This is a genomic window from Shewanella glacialimarina (assembly GCF_020511155.1).
Lineage (GTDB): Bacteria > Pseudomonadota > Gammaproteobacteria > Enterobacterales > Shewanellaceae > Shewanella > Shewanella glacialimarina.
Window position 1 is genome coordinate 2487313 of sequence record NZ_CP041216.1, and the last position, 18972, is coordinate 2506284.

At 42.4% G+C, this 18972-nt stretch carries 13 protein-coding genes; all 13 read left to right on the forward strand.

Going from position 1 to position 18972, the window contains the following annotated elements; translation table 11 throughout:
- Positions 1–40 precede the first annotated feature (40 nt).
- The 13 genes from FJ709_RS10745 to FJ709_RS10805 all read left to right on the forward strand — a co-directional run bounded on the left by FJ709_RS10745 (position 41) and on the right by FJ709_RS10805 (position 18833).
- Positions 41–1993, forward strand: a complete 1953-nt coding sequence (locus tag FJ709_RS10745; RefSeq protein ID WP_226410059.1) for an alpha-amylase family protein — start codon at positions 41–43, stop codon at positions 1991–1993.
- A gap of 337 nt (positions 1994–2330) precedes the next feature.
- Positions 2331–3197, forward strand: a complete 867-nt coding sequence (locus tag FJ709_RS10750; protein WP_226410060.1) for a GGDEF domain-containing protein — start codon at positions 2331–2333, stop codon at positions 3195–3197.
- 145 nt (positions 3198–3342) lie between these two features.
- Complete coding sequence (locus FJ709_RS10755) at positions 3343–3645, forward strand: MscL family protein (protein WP_226410061.1); 303 nt, start codon at positions 3343–3345, stop codon at positions 3643–3645.
- A 103-nt stretch (positions 3646–3748) separates the two neighbouring features.
- On the forward strand, positions 3749–6328 hold the full coding sequence (locus FJ709_RS10760) for a chemotaxis protein CheB (protein ID WP_226410062.1): 2580 nt from the start codon (positions 3749–3751) through the stop codon (positions 6326–6328).
- Positions 6325–9003 (forward strand): sensor domain-containing protein, encoded by a 2679-nt coding sequence (locus FJ709_RS10765; RefSeq protein ID WP_226410063.1) that lies wholly within the window; start codon positions 6325–6327, stop codon positions 9001–9003. Before FJ709_RS10760 ends, FJ709_RS10765 begins: the two co-directional genes overlap by 4 nt.
- 216 nt (positions 9004–9219) lie before the next feature.
- Positions 9220–9816: a tRNA (pseudouridine(54)-N(1))-methyltransferase TrmY gene (gene trmY, locus FJ709_RS10770; protein WP_226410064.1), complete on the forward strand. Its 597-nt coding sequence runs from the start codon at positions 9220–9222 to the stop codon at positions 9814–9816.
- A gap of 611 nt (positions 9817–10427) precedes the next feature.
- Entirely contained in the window at positions 10428–10832 is a 405-nt protein-coding gene (gene mscL / locus FJ709_RS10775; protein ID WP_226410065.1) for a large-conductance mechanosensitive channel protein MscL, read from the forward strand.
- Positions 10833–11175: 343 nt separating this feature from the next.
- Positions 11176–12351, forward strand: coding sequence for a porin (locus FJ709_RS10780; protein ID WP_226415937.1), 1176 nt, complete (start codon positions 11176–11178; stop codon positions 12349–12351).
- Between the two features lie 168 nt (positions 12352–12519).
- Positions 12520–13044 carry an FMN-binding protein gene (locus FJ709_RS10785; protein WP_226410066.1) on the forward strand — a complete coding sequence of 175 codons (525 nt, stop codon included), beginning with the start codon at positions 12520–12522 and terminating at the stop codon, positions 13042–13044.
- Positions 13045–13078: 34 nt separating this feature from the next.
- Positions 13079–13927: a PepSY domain-containing protein gene (locus tag FJ709_RS10790; protein WP_226410067.1), complete on the forward strand. Its 849-nt coding sequence runs from the start codon at positions 13079–13081 to the stop codon at positions 13925–13927.
- 435 nt (positions 13928–14362) lie between these two features.
- Positions 14363–14560 carry a CPXCG motif-containing cysteine-rich protein gene (locus FJ709_RS10795; protein WP_226410068.1) on the forward strand — a complete coding sequence of 66 codons (198 nt, stop codon included), beginning with the start codon at positions 14363–14365 and terminating at the stop codon, positions 14558–14560.
- A 211-nt stretch (positions 14561–14771) separates the two neighbouring features.
- A complete protein-coding gene (locus tag FJ709_RS10800; protein ID WP_226410069.1) occupies positions 14772–16565 on the forward strand; it encodes a protein adenylyltransferase SelO in 1794 nt (597 codons plus the stop codon).
- Positions 16566–16802: 237 nt separating this feature from the next.
- Positions 16803–18833, forward strand: a complete 2031-nt coding sequence (locus FJ709_RS10805) for a glycoside hydrolase family 97 protein (protein WP_226415939.1) — start codon at positions 16803–16805, stop codon at positions 18831–18833.
- Positions 18834–18972: the final 139 nt, after the last annotated feature.

Sequence of the window (18972 nt, forward strand, 5' to 3'; positions counted from 1 at the left end):
TTTAAAATTAATAAATACGTTAACCAATAAGAATCCTAATATGAATTTAACACCATTACCCTTAACTCTGTCTCGTGTATCCACTTTACTCATCCTCAGTGGTTGCTTAACGGCTTGCTCTGGTGACAAGCCTTCTGCAACAGGATCTATTATTGATACCACATCAGCACAAAATCAAAGTGCTGACATTGCCGCTGAACTGCCCCATAAAGCGGTGGTTTATCAAGTGTTCACCCGCCTATATGGCAATACCAACACAACCAACAAGCCTTGGGGTACTCTTGACGAAAACGGCGTGGGTAAATTTAGCGACTTCACCGATGTAGCATTACAAGACATTAAGTCGTTAGGCACAACCCATGTTTGGTATACAGGCGTTCCCCACCACGGAGTCATTAATGACTACACTGCAATAGGGATAGCAAACGATGACCCTGACGTAGTCAAAGGCCGTGCGGGATCGCCTTACGCAGTAAAAGATTATTACAATGTTAATCCTGATCTAGCCGATGACCCAGCCAACCGTTTAGCCGAGTTTGAATCGCTCATTGCCCGTACCCATCAACAAGGTATGAAGGTCATTATCGATATTGTACCTAACCATGTGGCGCGTAATTATCAATCATTATCCTCGCCCGCAGGTGTAGAAGATTTTGGCGCTAAAGATGATAAAACTCAAACCTACAGTAAAAATAACAACTTCTATTATGTCGTTGGCGAAAATTTTCAAGTCCCTGACCCAGCCAATGGATATCAACCATTAAATGGCGAAGTCAATCCACTGAGTGACGGCTTATTCAAAGAGTCTCCCGCCAAATGGACGGGTAATGGCTCGCGATTAGCCAAACCGGACGCTAATGACTGGTATGAAACAGTTAAAATTAATTATGGTGTTAAGCCCGATGGCAGCTATGACTTTCCTGCCTTACCTAGTGGCTTTGACACAAAATCAGCTGCTGAACATTATCAATTCTGGCAATCGCAACCCAATAAGGACATTCCAGACTCATGGCGTCAGTTTGAGCACATCACTCAATATTGGTTAGCTAAAGGGGTTGATGGTTTTCGTTACGATATGGCCGAAATGGTGCCCGTAGAATTTTGGAGCTATCTCAACAGCCACATTAAACGCACCAAACCCGATGCGTTTTTACTCGCCGAGGTGTATAATCCAAGTCTTTATCGCGCCTATATTCAACAAGGAAAAATGGACTATCTTTACGATAAAGTCGATTTATACGATACCCTCAAAAACATCATTCAAGACAAGGCTAGTACCGCACAAATTGCTATCGACCAGGCAAAAGTCGCCGACATTGAAGCCCATATGCTGCACTTTTTAGAAAACCACGATGAACAGCGGATTAACACTACTGACTTTGCGGGTTCTGCAGAAGCAGCCTTACCGGCTATGGTGGTTTCAACCTTAATTAGCCGCTCCCCCACTTTGCTTTATTTCGGACAAGATGTTGGCGAACAAGGCACAGAACACGCAGGCTTTGGTCATCCGACTCGTACCAGTATTTTTGATTATATTGGCGTACCGGCGCATCAACGTTGGATGAATAACGGCAAATTTGATGGAGGACAATCAACAGCGCAAGAAAAAGCCCTGCGCCACTATTATCAAAGGCTATTAAATTTAAGCCACACAGCAACAGCATTAAAAGGTGAGTATCAAGAGTTAGATACATATCAGCGCAAACTTAACGTGGTCGGATATGACGATAAAGTGTTTGCATTTAGCCGCTATAACGACCAGCAAAAATTGATTATTGTCAGTAATTTCAGCCAAGATAAAGCTAAACAATTTAGTCTTGAACTCCCCAAAAACCTTGTGCAAAAGTGGAACATTCATACTCACGTTAAGTTAACTGACTTACTGAGCGGATCGACATATCAGCTAAAATTAACACCACAAAAGCAGGGTAATGCAACAATTAATATCAGCTTACAACCACTAGAGTCGGTTATATTGAGCGTTTCACCATAGGCATCTTTACTGTATCTCCTAGCTTGGCAAAACTGGCTGGGGGATGAAGTATTGATAAAATCAAAGGCGTATCTTGCTGCCGCTGGTTGTGAGTTATTGGTCATAGGCATTACCGCAACATTGAATTAGCAAAATAAGTCACAACTGCTCCATTTAACCTCCCCCAACACTTCGCACTCATTAATAGCTCTATGGCCAAAACTAATATCACATTATGAACTATGGCCAATTTGTCTATGGATACAGCAATATTTGCACTTATTGCTATGCTTAACGAAACACAATAAAAATCATTGCAAGATAACTATTTTTATCGGTATCGACGCATAGGGCGCTTATGGAATATAAAACTCAACACACCATTATATTGCTTTATGTTTTGGCTTTTATTTACAAAGTCACTATTTATACTTTTACTTGGCCAGAAGATTTAATTGAATTCATCGCTGAAATTGCGATGCTGATTGCTTGTTTTGCGGTAATGTACTACATCAACCCTCTCAAAGTGTTTCCTAAAATATATTGGCTGATGCTGTTTGGTTCAGCCTTTTACAGCATGTCTGCATTTATGGATTTAACAGAAGAGTTTTTTGTAGAGAGTACTGTTCGTAACAGTAACCTTGATGATTTTTTAAAAACCTCAGGCTTTATTCTTTTAAGCCTTGGGATCCATCGGTGGATGAATTTACACCTGCAACTAATCAGCGAGTTAAAACGTAAAGCAGAAACGGATCAATTAACCGGACTGCTGAATCGGCGCGCATTTATCCAAAGAATAACAGGCACATTTAAACCTAAAGAGTCAGAAGGACGTGCTTTCTTGTTACTCGATATCGATCATTTTAAAGCAATAAATGACAATTACGGGCATGCGTGTGGCGATCAAGTATTAACCTCTGCGGCAAAGTCATTAAAAGCTAAAGTACGAAAAGACGATATTTTAGCCCGTTGGGGGGGAGAAGAATTTCTGTTTTTCCTCGCTAATGTGACCAAGGATGAAGCCATTGCTATCGCAAATTCATTGAGGCAACACATCGCACAACTGACATTTCAATGTAATAACGAAGCCATTCAGTGCACTACAAGTATCGGCATTTACCATGCTTTTAGCTCAAGTGGCCTTGAAAAAGAAATTGACAGTGCGGATCAAGCCTTATATCAAGCTAAGTCAAATGGGCGTAATTGTGTTGTGTTATACGAGTAACAGAGTCCCTTTCCTTTTGATTAATACCATTCACAAACGGCTTAAATCGTCTTCTGCCTATATCAATCAAACACACCCTTAAATCAATTTTAGCGTTACAGCCTGTAGTAAAACTGAGATAATGCCATGAGGAATTATTATCTTTATGCGAATCCTAATATTGCGCATAGCCTTCATAATTTATCGGTGTTTTTTTTGCAAGATTGTCACTGCATTAGTTACGGGGGTTATTATGTCTCCGATAGGCGTGTTATTAGGCGGAGTAAATTTTACTGATTTAGCCATTGTGGTAAAAGATGCGGTTGGTGATGCGCCAGTTATAGTAATCAGTTATAGGGCTTTCATCCAAACCGTTATTGATTTTACTCTCATTGCATTAGCAATATTTGTGATTGTAAAAGGCATTAACAAAGATCAGCACAAATATAGTCGCTTTTATTTAGGCTAAAAGTATGCCTAATGGGTAAATTACTGTCCCGCCGTGATGAGTTGACATACTTGTCCAATTAATTCGTCTACAATTAATGCATGCATAATAAAAAGTTCACCCTATGACAAACCAAAGTAAAACATTGACTAAGCCACTTAAGGATTCTAGTAGATTGGCTGTGGTGAATACACCTATCATTGTTGGCATTGGTGCTTCAGCTGGTGGCTTGGAAGCATTGGCAGATTTTTTTTCCCATGTATTAACTCCCAGCAGCATTGCATTTGTTGTTATTCAACACCTTGACCCTAGTCGCAAAAGCATAATGCCTGAGCTATTGCAACGCACGACCTTGATGAAAGTGACCCAAGCCAGCAATGGTATGAAAGTCAAGCCGAACTGTGTATATGTGATACCACCTAATAAAGATTTATCTATGCTTCACGGATCGTTATTGCTGCTTGAACCAGTCGAAACTCGTGGATTGCGCTTACCGATTGATTTCTTCTTTCGGGCGTTGGCTAATGAGCAGAATGAGCGGGCTGTAGGGGTTATTTTGTCTGGAATGGGGTCTGATGGCACGCTCGGTTTACGCGCAATAAAAGAACATGCTGGTGTGTCTGTGGTGCAGTCACCTGAGTTTGCCAAATTTGATTCAATGCCTTATAGCGCGATTAATACCGGACTTGTTGACATCATTGCTCCTGCTGACGCTCTCCCAGGACAGATTATCGCTTTTCTCAAACATAGACCTCGTAGTGTTCCAAACGATTTTGAATCGAGTGTAGCGCTCAAGTCAAAAAGCGCGCTTGAGCAGATCATTAGTATCTTACGTGGACGCAGTGGTAATGACTTCTCACTGTACAAGGAAAACACCATCTATCGTCGTATTGAAAGACGTATGGCTCTGCATCAGCTTAAAAACATATCACTCTACACGCGCTATCTGCGTAATAATGCACAAGAGCAAGATCTACTGTTCAAAGAAATGTTAATTGGGGTAACAAATTTCTTTCGAGATCATAAAATGTGGGCGCAGCTCAAGTCAGTCACACTTCCAGCACTATTGGCCCATTACCCTAAAGGTAAAGAACTTCGAGCATGGGTGACCGCCTGTTCTACCGGGGAGGAGGCCTACTCGCTCGCGATGACGGTAATGGATGTATTGGATGACGTTAAACATAAAGGGCGTTTCAAACTACAAGTTTTTGCTACCGATGTTGGTGAAGATGCCATCAATATTGCACGAAAAGGTTATTATCCGGCAAGCATTGAAGCAGATGTTTCGCCAGAGCAATTGAATCGATACTTCATTAAAGATGGAAGTGGTTATCGTATCAACAAGCAAATACGTGACATGGTTATTTTTGCGCCACAAAATATCATCATGGATCCACCGTTCACTAAGCTAGATATTGTTACCTGTCGTAATCTGCTGATTTATCTTGGGCCGGAATTACAAAAAAAGTTAATTCCACTGTTCCACTACACATTGACTTCTAATGGCATTTTGATTTTGGGTAATGCTGAAACCATTGGTAATTCCACCTCATTGTTCTCAGAAAGCAAGGAAAACACGCGGATCTACACCCGCATTAATAGCACTGCACCGCAGATGGAAGTCGACATCCCGACACGGATATTCCCCATCATATCCTTGGTAGAAAATGAACCTGAGAGAACCAGTAAGATGACTACAAATATTACCGATCTACAAATGCAGGCCGATCAAATTATCCTCCAAAGCTACTCGCCAGCAGCGGTCTTAGTCAATGCGGCAGGCGATATTATCTACATCAATGGTCGCACCGGAAAATATTTAGAGCCAGCCGCAGGTAAAGCCAACTGGAACATTCACGTCATGGCGCGTGAAGAGCTACAATATCAACTTCACCTTGCTATAATGAAAGCACAGCTGCAAATAGAGCCTGTAAATATTAAAAACCTGACCATAGACAAACACACTATTAATTTGACGGTACAAGCTATTACTAAGCCAAAAGCTTTGCTCGGCTTGATCATGGTGGTCTTTACTGAGGTGGTGACGCCGACCAAGTTACCACGCAGCAAAAGGGGTTCTGCAGAGAAAGAAATTCAGGCCGAACTGCAACAAGCACAGGACGAAATACAATCGCTTCGCGAACAAATGCAATCCTCTCAGGAAGAGCTAAAATCGGCCAATGAAGAGCTGCAATCCACTAATGAGGAATTGCAATCCACCAATGAAGAATTGACCACATCCAAAGAAGAGATGCAATCAATGAATGAAGAATTGCAAACCGTCAATACTGAACTACGATCCAAAGTCGATGATTTATCATGGGTCACTAACGACATGGAGAACCTGCTTGATAGTACCCAAATTGCCACCATTTTTCTGGATAACGAACTGCATGTTCGCCGCTTCACCAACTATGCGACGCATCTATTTAAGCTTATCCAAAGTGATGTAGGCCGAGCATTGTCCGACATCGTCACGGAATTAGATTATGTCCTGCTACAAGAAGATTCAAAGGAAGTATTGAAGACGCTTATCTTCATCGAAAAAGAAGTAACCGCTAAAAATAAACGCTGGTTCAAAGTTCGCATCATGCCTTATCGTACCCAAGAAAATGTGATTGATGGCGTGGTGATCACCTTTACCGATATCAGTGAAGCCAAGCTACTTGAATCAAAGTTACGTAAGATAAGGCCTAGCCTATGAAGACTACGCCTAAGTCAGTCAAGCAGTCTACCAACACTTTACGCGAGCGTGCGGAAGCCAAACTGAAAAATCAAACTAGGGATACACAATCTACTCCTAGTGACTATGAAGCCAAAAAGATGCTCCATGAGTTGCAGGTTCATCAGATTGAATTGGAAATGCAAAATGAAGAGTTAAAGCAAGCTCGGATAACAGAACGATTATATTATCGTTACACCGAGTTATTTGAATTTGCACCGATTGCTTACTTTGTATTTGATCTCAATGGCATTATTAGTCATGTCAATTTACGAGGTGCCAGCCTGTTGGGTATTGAGCGCGCTCACTTAGTTGGCAAACCGTTTTCACACTATGTCACACCGCGATATCGTGAGATCTTTAAACTTTGCTTGGGAAAAGCCTTTGGTGGTAGCGGTATACAATCCTGCGAAGTATTAGGACAAGTGACTAATAATACGCTTTGGCTCGATATTGAGGCTCATCTCGGTATCACAGGCACAGACTGTCTTGCCGCTATGATTGACATCAGTGATAGAAAAAAAGCTGAAGATAGTCAACATCGAGCGAACATAGAGCTCGCCTTTCAAAACAAAGAGAAAGATAAGCGAGCAGACGAGTTAGTTCTAGCTAATGAAGAGAAAGAACAACGTGCCAATGAATTAGCCCTTGCTAACATAGAGCTCGCCTTTCAAAACAAAGAGAAAGATAAGCGAGCAGATGAGTTAGTTTTAGCTAATGAAGAGAAAGAACAACGTGCCAATGAATTAGTTCTTGCTAACATAGAGCTCGCTTTTCAAAACAAAGAGAAAGATAAGCGAGCAGATGAGTTAGTTTTAGCTAATGAAGAGAAAGAACAACGTGCCAATGAATTAGTTCTTGCTAACATAGAGCTCGCTTTTCAAAACAAAGAGAAAGATAAGCGAGCAGATGAGTTGGTTCTAGCTAACGCAGAGAAAGAACAGCTCGCCAACGAATTAGCCCTTGCCGCCAAGGTATTCATTCATGCTCGTGAAAGCATTATGATCACTGATGCTGAAGGTCTTATTATCGAAGTCAATAAGACCTTCAGTGACATCACAGGTTACAGCCGCGAAGAGGCCATAGGGCAAACCCCTCGCATTCTCAAGTCAGGACGTCAATCACCAGAGTTCTATGTTGATATGTGGCATGCCATAGTCACCGAAGGATACTGGTATGGCGAAATTTGGAATCACCGTAAAAATAATGAAGTTTATGCAGTAATGCAGACCATAAGTGCAGTTCGTGATATACAGGGTATGACGACCCATTATGTCTCTTTAGCGAGCGACATTACGCCGATGAAACAGCATCAAGAACAGTTAGAACGTATTGCTCACTATGATGTACTGACCAATTTGCCTAATCGGGTATTGCTGGCAGACAGATTATCTCAAGCTATGCGGCGGTGCAGTAGACACGAGCAGTCTTTAGCGGTGCTATTTCTAGATTTAGATGGTTTTAAAGCGGTGAACGATGCCTATGGGCATGATGTCGGTGATGAACTGCTTATTGCACTATCCATCAGGATGAAAGAGGCGCTTCGTGAAGGTGATAGCTTAAGCCGCATTGGCGGTGATGAATTTGTCGCAGTGTTGTCCGATTTAGTCAAAGTTGAAGATTGTGAGCCAGTATTGGAGCGGTTATTATTGGCCGCGTCAGAGCCTGTTATCGTTGGTGGTGCGGTACTCAATATATCCGCCAGTATTGGTGTTACGCTTTATCCGCGAGATAATGTAGATGCCGATTTACTGATGAGGCATGCCGACCAAGCTATGTATATCGCTAAAGAATCCGGTAAGAATCGATATCACTTATTTGATATGGCGCAAGATGATGCCGGTAAAGTGCAACGAGAAAGTCTAGAGGCTATTCGCTATGCTATAGATCATCATCAGTTTGTCCTCTATTACCAACCTAAAGTTAATATGAAGATAGGTACAGTGGTGGGCGTTGAGGCGCTTATTCGTTGGCAACATCCTGAGCGCGGACTATTAAGCCCAATCGAGTTTTTGCCTGTGATTGAAAATCACACCATGATGCTTGAAATAGGTGAATGGGTTATTGATACCGCATTAACACAAATCGGCCAATGGCAAGCTATGACGCTTAATCTCCCCCTAAGCACTAGCGTTAACATTCCGGCAGTACAATTACTGCAGCCTGGTTTTATACAGACGTTAACGGATCTTCTTGCAGCCCACCCCAATGTTGAACCTCGCTATTTAGAGCTAGAGGTGTTGGAAACAAGCGCTTTAGAAGATGTTAATCATGTGTCAATTATCATGAATGACTGCATAAGCCTAGGTGTCAATTTTGCTTTAGATGATTTCGGCACTGGCTATTCGTCGCTAACTTACCTTAGGCGATTGCCTGCGAGTTTGATTAAGATAGATCAGACCTTTGTCAAAGACATGTTGAGTAATATTGATGATTTCGCCATTGTTGAAGGCGTAATCGCCTTAGCGAAATCATTTAAACGTGACGTGATTGCTGAAGGCGTTGAAACCGTTGAACATGGCACTGTTTTATTACAACTAGGTTGTGAATTAGCACAAGGTTATGGCATTGCCAGACCTATGCCTGCCAGTGATATCCCCGCGTGGATAAATGACTGGAAGCCTGATGCGAGTTGGCAAAGCGGCATCACTGATTGAAATCCATCGACTATTTTTGCGTAGGGCGATTGTTATCTTCCATATAACGAGCTCAAGCTGATATGAAGTTAATATTAGCGTTACAGTCACTCGTAAAGCTGAGATAATACTTAAACACGCACACATTGATTATGTTTAAGATTAACCATTTTCAACGCGACACCTTAACATTCTCGATAGAGATAATTTATCCTATTCGACTCAACAGGACCTATCATGCGCGCCTTTGTTTTACGAGCCAGAGCTGCTCCGGTCGACAGCAAACTTTTTCTAGCAGGCATTGGCCAAGAAGCCCACACCGAGATTTTAGCCCACGTACTAATGAACACAATTTTTGTGGCACAATCATACCGCGATGATGTAGTGGTGCATTTGGTGCTTGAAAGCACTAATGACTTTTCCCGCACCATCAGTTTTACATCTAATGAATTGCGCAATATTGGCGGCTTTCACGAACAAAACCTCACCGCTAAAATCGCCAAAGCGTTAGACGCCTCTAAAGGCATGAGTAAAGAGCAATCTCGTGTCGTTGAATCTGGTATTACCGTGCGCACTGTCAGTTTTGAAAAGTTAATCCAAGAGTTAGCTGAACATTATCAGCTGTATATGTTGGAGAAAAAAGGCACCCCAGTAAGAGAAGTCGAGTTTGTTCATAATGCTTGTTTTCTACTCACCGATCATATTCCTATGCCTAAAAAAAGCTTTAATAGCTTGAAGCGTCTTGGTACTCAACATATCAATTTAGGTCCTAAAATGCTGTTTGCATCTCAGTGTGTGTTATTGATCCACAATGAGTTAGACATGAGATTGTAATGGATATTAGCTAAGGCAGAAATCTTGTTATGCCATTTTCAATGACTTGCCGCAGGGATGTTTTGCATGAAAACAATGTCCTGTTCGCATGACGGTGACACAGCTATGATTAGTCCACAACCACCATCAAATGGTGGTTTTTTATTTTTCTTAATAAACATCTACAAGGGCTTTCTAAAATATTCCTTCCACCGCCAAATGTACCAGCTGCATTTTTATAAAAACAAATCATATCCTCAGATAAAAATTAACATACAGGTTTCACATTAACTTACTCTCAATTGAGCCGTGAGGTAATACGCAGCGCTATGCCAGCTCGCGCTTTACCGGCCGTGTAAGAGTAGCTGACTGGTAACCTATTTTATTATCACAGCAATACAAAATGACATTCGCCCCCCTTTTTAAAGGCGCTATCAGAACAGAGGGTTAGCCGACGTTATCTATAAAACAACTACCGTAATAAAATAAATTCCTATAGTCTTTTATGTGATGTGAAAGTTACCGATTAAAGTGGACGTGGCAACGGCCCAGCCCAATAAGTCATCTGTACCTTACAAATCACATAATCAAATAATCAAATAATCGATTTTCAGCTATAAAGGAATAGTACTATGAGCATGATGAAAGAATTTAAAGATTTTGCGGTAAAAGGCAATGTAGTTGATATGGCTGTTGGTATTGTCATAGGCGCGTCTTTTGGCAAGATTGTCACTGCATTAGTTGCGGGGGTTATTATGCCTCCGATAGGCGTGTTATTAGGCGGAGTAAATTTTACTGATTTAGCCATTGTGGTAAAAGATGCGGTTGGTGATGCGCCAGCTGTGGTGATAAGTTATGGGGCTTTCATCCAAACCGTTATTGATTTTACTCTCATTGCATTAGCAATATTTATGATTGTAAAAGGCATTAACAAATTAAAGAAAAAAGAACAGGCTGCGCCTAAAGCACCACCAGCTCCCACAGCACAGGAAATATTACTAACGGAAATACGTGATTTATTAAAAGCTAAATCATGATGATGACTGCTAGCTAAAAATGATCGCAATCGCTGCCGCACCTTTAATTTTCACATCGTTAAGCATTGAAAATAGCGCTCATAACAAGCCCTCTTTACGGAAAAAGGTGGCCAATACTGATTGGCCACTGAATTTTAATCGAGTTAAGGTCATCTATTTTTCTGTGAACCAAATTGACTTTCAATTGTCATCAAAAGCAGAATTTTATCTTATTGTTAATATTAAATTATTTATATTAATGTGATTTCAAACACAAATTCTAAATACGAATAGTTTGCATTATTCATATCAATTGGTAGAATCCGTGTAATTTCCACTTTTACTATTAATTGAGATGAAAATGATGAAGAAAACATTACTTGCCACAGCATTATTGGGCATGTTTGCAAGCCACTCTGCCGTTGCGTCACAAGAGACTCAAGAGCTACGTAAAATTATTGAACAGCAGCAGAAAGTATTAAAAGATTTAGAAAAACGCCTTGAACAGACAGAACAACGTGTGGAAAAAACCGCTGATGTTGTTGAATCTACCGCATCAAGCAAATCTGCCACGACTATCGGTGGTTATGGTGAGCTGCACTACAACAACATCTCTAATAATCTGAATAACACGGATAAGAAAGAATTCGATTTCCACCGTTTCGTATTATTTGTGGGTCATGAATTTAACAGCACAACACGTTTCTTCTCTGAATTAGAAGTTGAGCATTCAATTGCTGGTGAAGGCAAAAAAGGCGAAGTGGAATTAGAGCAAGCTTATATCGAGCATGACTTTAATAACATGTTCACCGGTAAAGCGGGTCTATTCCTGATGCCAGTAGGTATCATCAACGAAACTCACGAACCGACAACTTTCTACGGTGTTGAGCGTAACCCTGTTGAAAAAGACATCATCCCAGCAACGTGGTGGGAAGGTGGTCTTAACTTAAATATTAAAGCGGCACCTGGTGTTGCCTTTGATACTGCTGTGACTTCAGGTTTGTATATTCCTCAGGGTAAAGAATACAAAATCCGTGATGGTCGCCAAAAAGTCTCTGAAGCTAAAGGCGAAGACTTAGCCTACACCGGCCGCGTTAAGTACACTGCGGTGCCAGGTCTTGAGCTTGCAGCGACGGTACAATACCAGTCAGATTTAACCCAGGGTGAAGCAGGCGTTGATACTGCATCAGCGACATTAATGACAGCTCACGCTATCTACAACATCGAAAACTTCTCTGTTAAAGCGCTTTACGCTCAGTGGAATATCGATGGTAAAGAAGCTGAATCCTTAGGCCGTGATAAGCAAAATGGTTTCTACATCGAGCCTTCTTATCGCATCAACGACCAGTTTGGCTTATTCGCTCGTTACAACGAGTGGGACAACAATGCTGGCGACAATGCAGACACTAAGAAAAAGCAAACAAACGTGGGTGTTAACTACTGGTTACATGAAAACGTGGTATTTAAAGCAGACTACGAAAACATCGGCGGTGCTGCTGATTCAGATGGCTTTAACTTAGGCGTTGGCTATCAATTCTAAGTAATTGAGTCTGTGGATATAAGCCTTTGGGCTTAATCACATAAAACACTTGGGGTGGCTATCATTTTTTCAGTATGATAGGCACCTTTGTTTTATGTGCCTTTTTTCAATAGTGCCTAATTAAACCGTTTCTAATTAGTCGACCCTAACTAAGAGCTCCCCTCATTTATGAGATTACTTTGCTGCATCATACTTGGTATCAGTTTATTAACGCCTCAGGCTCAGGCTGAAACCACTCAATATTTATCTTCTCAGGATTTTATCAAACAGGCTTTTGAAGGCGACTTGCCTAAAGCTAAGGTGTTTTGGCTTGATGATGAAGCCAAAGCGGCTATCGAAGAGATTTTATCCCACAGCTTTAATAAAATGCGGGTGCGTTATTGGCAAAAAGATGACGCCAGTGTGTGGATCTTGGATGAAATTGGTAAAGAGGCCCTGATAACGGTAGGCATTCACGTTAAGGCTGCTGAGATAGCTCAGACAAAAGTGCTGGTGTATCGTGAAAGCCGCGGCGATGAAGTGCGCCATGACTTTTTTACCGACCAATTTAAGACGGCCAAGCTTAATGCTGATAATAAGCTCGATAGGCATATTGATGGCATTACTGGGGCGACCTTATCAGTGCGCGCCTTAACCAAATTATCCCGTATTGCACTGTGGCTCGATGCCCATGTTAATAAAGCTGAGAATTAGTCCATAGCAATGACAGATATTACGAGCAAAGATAATGATAAAAAGTAGACGTCCAAACCAACAACTGAGACGTCAAGGGATTAAATATCAAATCCTCAGAGCACTGCGTCCTTGGCATCGACGATTGGGTCTATTAAGTGGTGTGTTTATTCTGTTATTAGCCCTCACTGGCGTTGCCATTAATCATAGCCAAGACTTCAACTTAGATACTGCCCAGGTAAAACAAGCCTGGTTGCTGGACTATTACGGCATCAATGCACCGCAACAAATAACGGTATTTTGCATCAGTTCGACGACAGGATCTGCTACTGACGCCAATGAGCACGCTAATGCGGCATCGTCTTCCCAATGCAAGGTATTAGTGGCGGCTACAGACAGTCAACTCTGGCTGAAAGACAAACTTATTCTGGAGAGTCAGTTACCTATTCTTGGGGCTACACAGGTTGGAGACTCCCTGGTGGCCGCTGATGCTAAGCATGTGTATTTGTTTTCAGCAACAGGTGAACTTTACGAAACCCAAGGGCCAAGTACCGGACTCCCACAGGGTATATTGGCTCTGGCTAATACTGATGCAGGAGTGTGGATCAATACTACTAAAGGGGTGTTTTTAAGTGATACCGATTTACTGGAATGGTCACCACAAGCCGCCAATGCTGATATTGCTTGGTTAGCCCCAATGGCTAAAAATGAATTAGTGCCATCACAATGGCAAGCTATCGAGCTTAATGCCCGCAGTGGTCACTTAACATGGGAGCGAGTCATGCTGGACTTGCATAGTGGCCGCTTATTTGGAGAGTTAACAATCTGGTTATGGGATTTATTCGCCCTCGCCTTGTTGTTAGTTGTCAGCAGCGGTGTATGGATTTGGGCAAAGCAGCGCTAAAACCATCAACAATTTTCTTTCTAAAAATTCTTAGATTCTAAAACACTTCAATTTAAAATCACTTAGATTTTAAAATTGTTAGAATCGGCAAATAATTGCAGTCTGTGTCAGAGTGCCCCTACTCAATGACTCGTATGAATGCGTCCCCTTGATAAACGCCTTTAGCACCTGATTACTGCCCGCCATAGACGGCACTTGGTTGATTTACACATCTTTAAGGATTTATTACCAGAGTCAGTGGTAAAATTGCACCCTATTCGAATAAAAAGGTGGTAAGTTGAGTTACCTACAGCCAATGTAAAATGATAAGTAACTAACGATAAGTAACAAATGATAAGTAACTTAAGTGGCTGACATCAACGTAAGAGTCATTTCACTAGACGTCAGATAATTACTTTACAGTCAAAAATTTAGGCAATTCAGGAGCGCATAACATTGAACCAATTAACTGAGCAACTTATAGATTGCCCCTACTGTGGTGAAGCTATTGAAATTCTCATTGATTCATCCGACATGGGACAAGAGTATATTGAAGATTGCCAGGTGTGTTGTAAACCCATTAATTTCCTGGTTTCTGAGAGTGTAAATGGCGAGCTTAATGTTAATGTTTATGGTGAAGACGAAGCATACTAATCATTGTTTAAGTGACAATGATTTTTCGTTATAATACCAAATCACATTCATAACAGTTCATTGAATACTTGGATTTAATTGTAATCAAATAAATACCATAACCAGAAAAGAATGATCTCTAGTACACTCGCCACAAATCGAAAAATCGAAACCGTCGATGAGCTACACCCTAAGGAATAAAGCCTTTCCACTCAATCACTAAGGCACCCCTATGACACATAAACTGTCCCAAGACACTTCTGTAACTATCGACACAGTCAATACCATCGACGACCTCGCTAAGCTAGTCAACTATTCCTTTATGAATACGCTCAACTGCGATCCTGATGCGACAAAAAATGGTATTGACTATGCGCCTCGACAAGTATTCTCAGGGCACTACGTCACCGTTAAACCGACACCTATCGAAAACCCCGAGTACGTAGTGCATAGCAACAGTTTATTTCGCGATTTGGGCTTTGCAGACAGCATGGCGCAGTCACCTGACTTCATTAGCATGTTTTCCGGCGACCTCTCAAACGTGCCAGCACCCATGAGTAAAGTCGGTTGGGCGTGTGGCTATGCACTGTCTATCTTTGGCACTGAATACATTCAACAGTGCCCGTTCAAAACCGGTAACGGCTATGGTGACGGCCGCGCTATGTCTGTATTTGAAGCTGTCATCAAGGGAAAACGCTGGGAAATGCAGCTTAAAGGTGGCGGTCGCACACCCTATTGCCGCGGAGCAGACGGTCGCGCAGTGTTACGTTCAAGTGTCCGTGAGTTTTTAGCACAGGAGCACATGCACGCGCTGGGTGTACCAACATCGCGTTCGCTAAGTTTGTATGTGTCGAAAACCGAGACGGTAAAACGGCCGTGGTACTCTGAGGGTTCGCGTTCGCAAGATCCTGACAGAATGATTACTGAGGCAGTTGCGATTTCAACGCGTGTGGCATCTTCATTTATTCGAGTGGGGCAACTCGAGCTTTTCGGTCGCCGTGCCCGCAAACAAGAACACCCGCAAGCAATGGCGGAGCTTGAACAACTGGTATTGCACTTAATCGATCGTGAATACGCTGATGTTATCGACTCGCAGCTTAGTATCAACGACAAGGTGTTGCTGCTAGCAAGCGAGTTCCGTCACCGCCTAACCTCATTGGTGGCAAACTGGATCCGCGTCGGCTATTGCCAAGGCAACTTTAATAGTGATAACTGCGCCGCCGGTGGTTTCACCCTCGACTACGGTCCTTTCGGGTTTTGCGATGAGTTCAATCCATATTATCAACCCTGGACAGGCGGCGGTCAGCACTTTGCATTTTTGAATCAAGGCGTGGCTGCAGAGCGTAATTTTCTGATGTTTTGCACGGCATTAAGTCCATTATTAGTCAGTACACCCGTTGACTTAGAGCAACTCCAACAGTTAGTAAATGGCTTTTCGAGCGAAATACAAACAAAAATGCAGCAGATGTGGGCCGCAAAACTTGGGCTTAACACATTCAATGCTTCGCTATTGACAGAGCTTGAAACGCTTATGATGCAAACACCTGTTGATTACACCTTGTTCTTCCGCGAACTCTCAGCACTACCGGTCAATATTGCTCCTCTGAAAAAAAGTTTTTACCAGGACCTACAACACGCTCCCGAAGGATTTGAGCAGCGCTGGTCAGCCTGGTTAAGCCAATGGCAGTCATTACTGGATTGCACAGCTGATTCGGATGTTGATGTGAGTTCTGATGAAAGTGCAGATGCAAAAAACGATGTCAATTCAGCCCAGCCTCGCACCCGTGAAGAAATCATTAAGCAGATGAAACTGGTTAACCCAAAATACACTTTGCGTGAATGGTTACTGGTGCCAGCCTACAACCAAGCAAGCAAGGGCAATTATTCGCTTGTTAGAGAATTGCAGGCTGTGATGACTCAACCTTATGCCGAGCAGCCTCAGGAAGTAGAAGATAAATTTTATCGACTTAAGGCATCTGAGTTTTTTGCGATCGGTGGACTGTCGCACTTAAGCTGCTCATCGTAACGCTGAGGGAACCGGTGAGATCAGTAATAAGTGCTGAATACGTATGCAGATCTTTGCGGTAAAATCGTAAAGCGTCATATATTGCTTGTTGAATATTAAAATAAACAACAAGGACTTTGTATGGCGCGCGCTGACTCAACTAGATCAACCCGCTCAGCTCATTTTACGGCATCAACCACGACAATTCGCCCCGCTGGCATAGCAACTAAGTTAGGCTTAACACCTAACTTAGTTGCTATGTCCTATGCTGTCTCACTACTTAGCTTGGCCATTCCAAACATGGCGCAAGCTAAAACCGTAAACGTCGTCTCCCCTGACAAACACATTTCAGTCAGTTTGACCGACGACAATGGTCGTCCTGAATATCAGGTTAAATTTAACGGTAACACCGTGGTTAACCCAAGCAAACTGGGCTTGGTATTCCAGCAGTTGGGTGAGTTTGGCGTGGATTTCAGCATTAAAGAGGTTAAAAGTAACAGCGTTGATCAAACCTGGCAGCTACCTTGGGGCGAGCGTGAAAATGTGCGTGACCATTACAATCGTATTGTCGCGACGCTCAGTAATGGCAAAGTCGACTTTGATGTTGAATTTAAGGCCTTTAACGACGGTATTGGTTTTCGCTACTTAGTGCCAAAACAAGCTGGACTGGCTAAAACACCCAAGCTGGATATGACTGACGAATTAACTGAATTTGCCATACCCGATCCGCAACTCACTACCGCATGGTGGATCCCCGGTCGTGGCTGGAACCGTTACGAGTATTTATACCGAACAACCTCGCTTGATAAAATCGATATAGCCCACACACCAATGACGTTTAGAACGGCTGATGGCGTGCATTTAAGCATTCATGAAGCTGCCCTCACCGACTATGCGGCTATGGTCCTTAATCAAGGTCGTGATGGTATTTTACGCACAGATTTAACCCCATGGTCCGACGGTATTAGGGTTAAAACCCAGCCAGGTTTTTCAACACCCTGGCGTACTATTCAAATTGCTAAAGATGCCCCAGGACTGCTTAACTCAGATATTATCCTTAATCTTAACGAGCCGAATAAACTCGGTGATGTGTCATGGGTGCAACCGGGTAAATACGTGGGTATTTGGTGGGGTATGCACTTAAATGAAAACACCTGGGGCAGCGGGCCTAAACATGGCGCGACCACCAGTGAAACTAAGCGATACATGGACTTTGCCGCCAAGTATGGTTTTGATGGCGTATTGGTTGAAGGCTGGAATGAAGGCTGGGACGGCAGTTGGTTCGATAACGGCGATGTGTTCAGTTTTACTCAGTCTTATGCTGATTTTGACCTTGATGCGATTAGCCAATATGGCAAAAGTAAAAATGTGCGCTTAATTGGCCACCATGAAACCTCAGGCTCAGTCACTAATTACCGTAAGCAAATGAGCGATGCCTATGACTTGTATAAAAAGCATGGCGTAACGCAAATTAAAACCGGTTATGTTGCCGATGGTGGTGATATTAAACGGGTTGATGAACACGGTATTACCCGCCATGAATGGCACGATGGCCAGTTTATGGTTAATGAATATCTGCACAGTGTCACCGAAGCGGCTAAACGGGGCATTAGCATAAATACCCATGAGCCGATTAAAGACACTGGTCTTCGTCGCACTTATCCAAACTGGATAGCCCGAGAAGGCGCTAGAGGCCAAGAATTTAATGCATGGGGCTCGCCACCTAATAACCCCGAACATACTGCCATTTTACCTTACACCCGTATGTTGTCTGGCCCAATGGATTTTACCCCAGGCATATTCAATCTAGCACCCCAGGGGTTAGATGCCGTTAATCGGGTACAAACAACCTTAATGAAGCAGCTTGCGCTTTATGTAGTGCTTTATAGTCCCATTCAAATGGCAGCAGATTTACCGCGCAACTATGTTGAGCGTTTAGATGCATTTCAATTTATTTTAGATGTGCCAACCGATTGGAGCGAATCAAAAGCCCTTGCCGGTGAAGTGGGTGACTTTGTTGTTTTTGCACGTAAATCACGTAAAAGTGATGATTGGTTTGTCGGTGGATTAACCGATGAAACACCGCGCAGTGTTGATATTGCTTTAGACTTTTTAACTTCAAATTCGCAATACCAGGCACAAATTTATCGTGATGGTGACAAGGCTGATTGGTTAACTAACCCATACGACTATGTTATTGAGCAAAAAGTGGTTTCAGCCAAAGACACGCTGACGTTAACGATGGCCGCCAGTGGCGGCACAGCGATTAGATTTAAATTAATCAGATAACATAGACTTACTTAATATATAAATACAGACTGCAACTTAAAAATGTAACCAGGATGTGTCACTTAAGTTGCTTATAATTGATGAATACGTATGTATTCAGTTGTGCAAATCCTGAGTGCAAGGCTACTATAAAACCTGC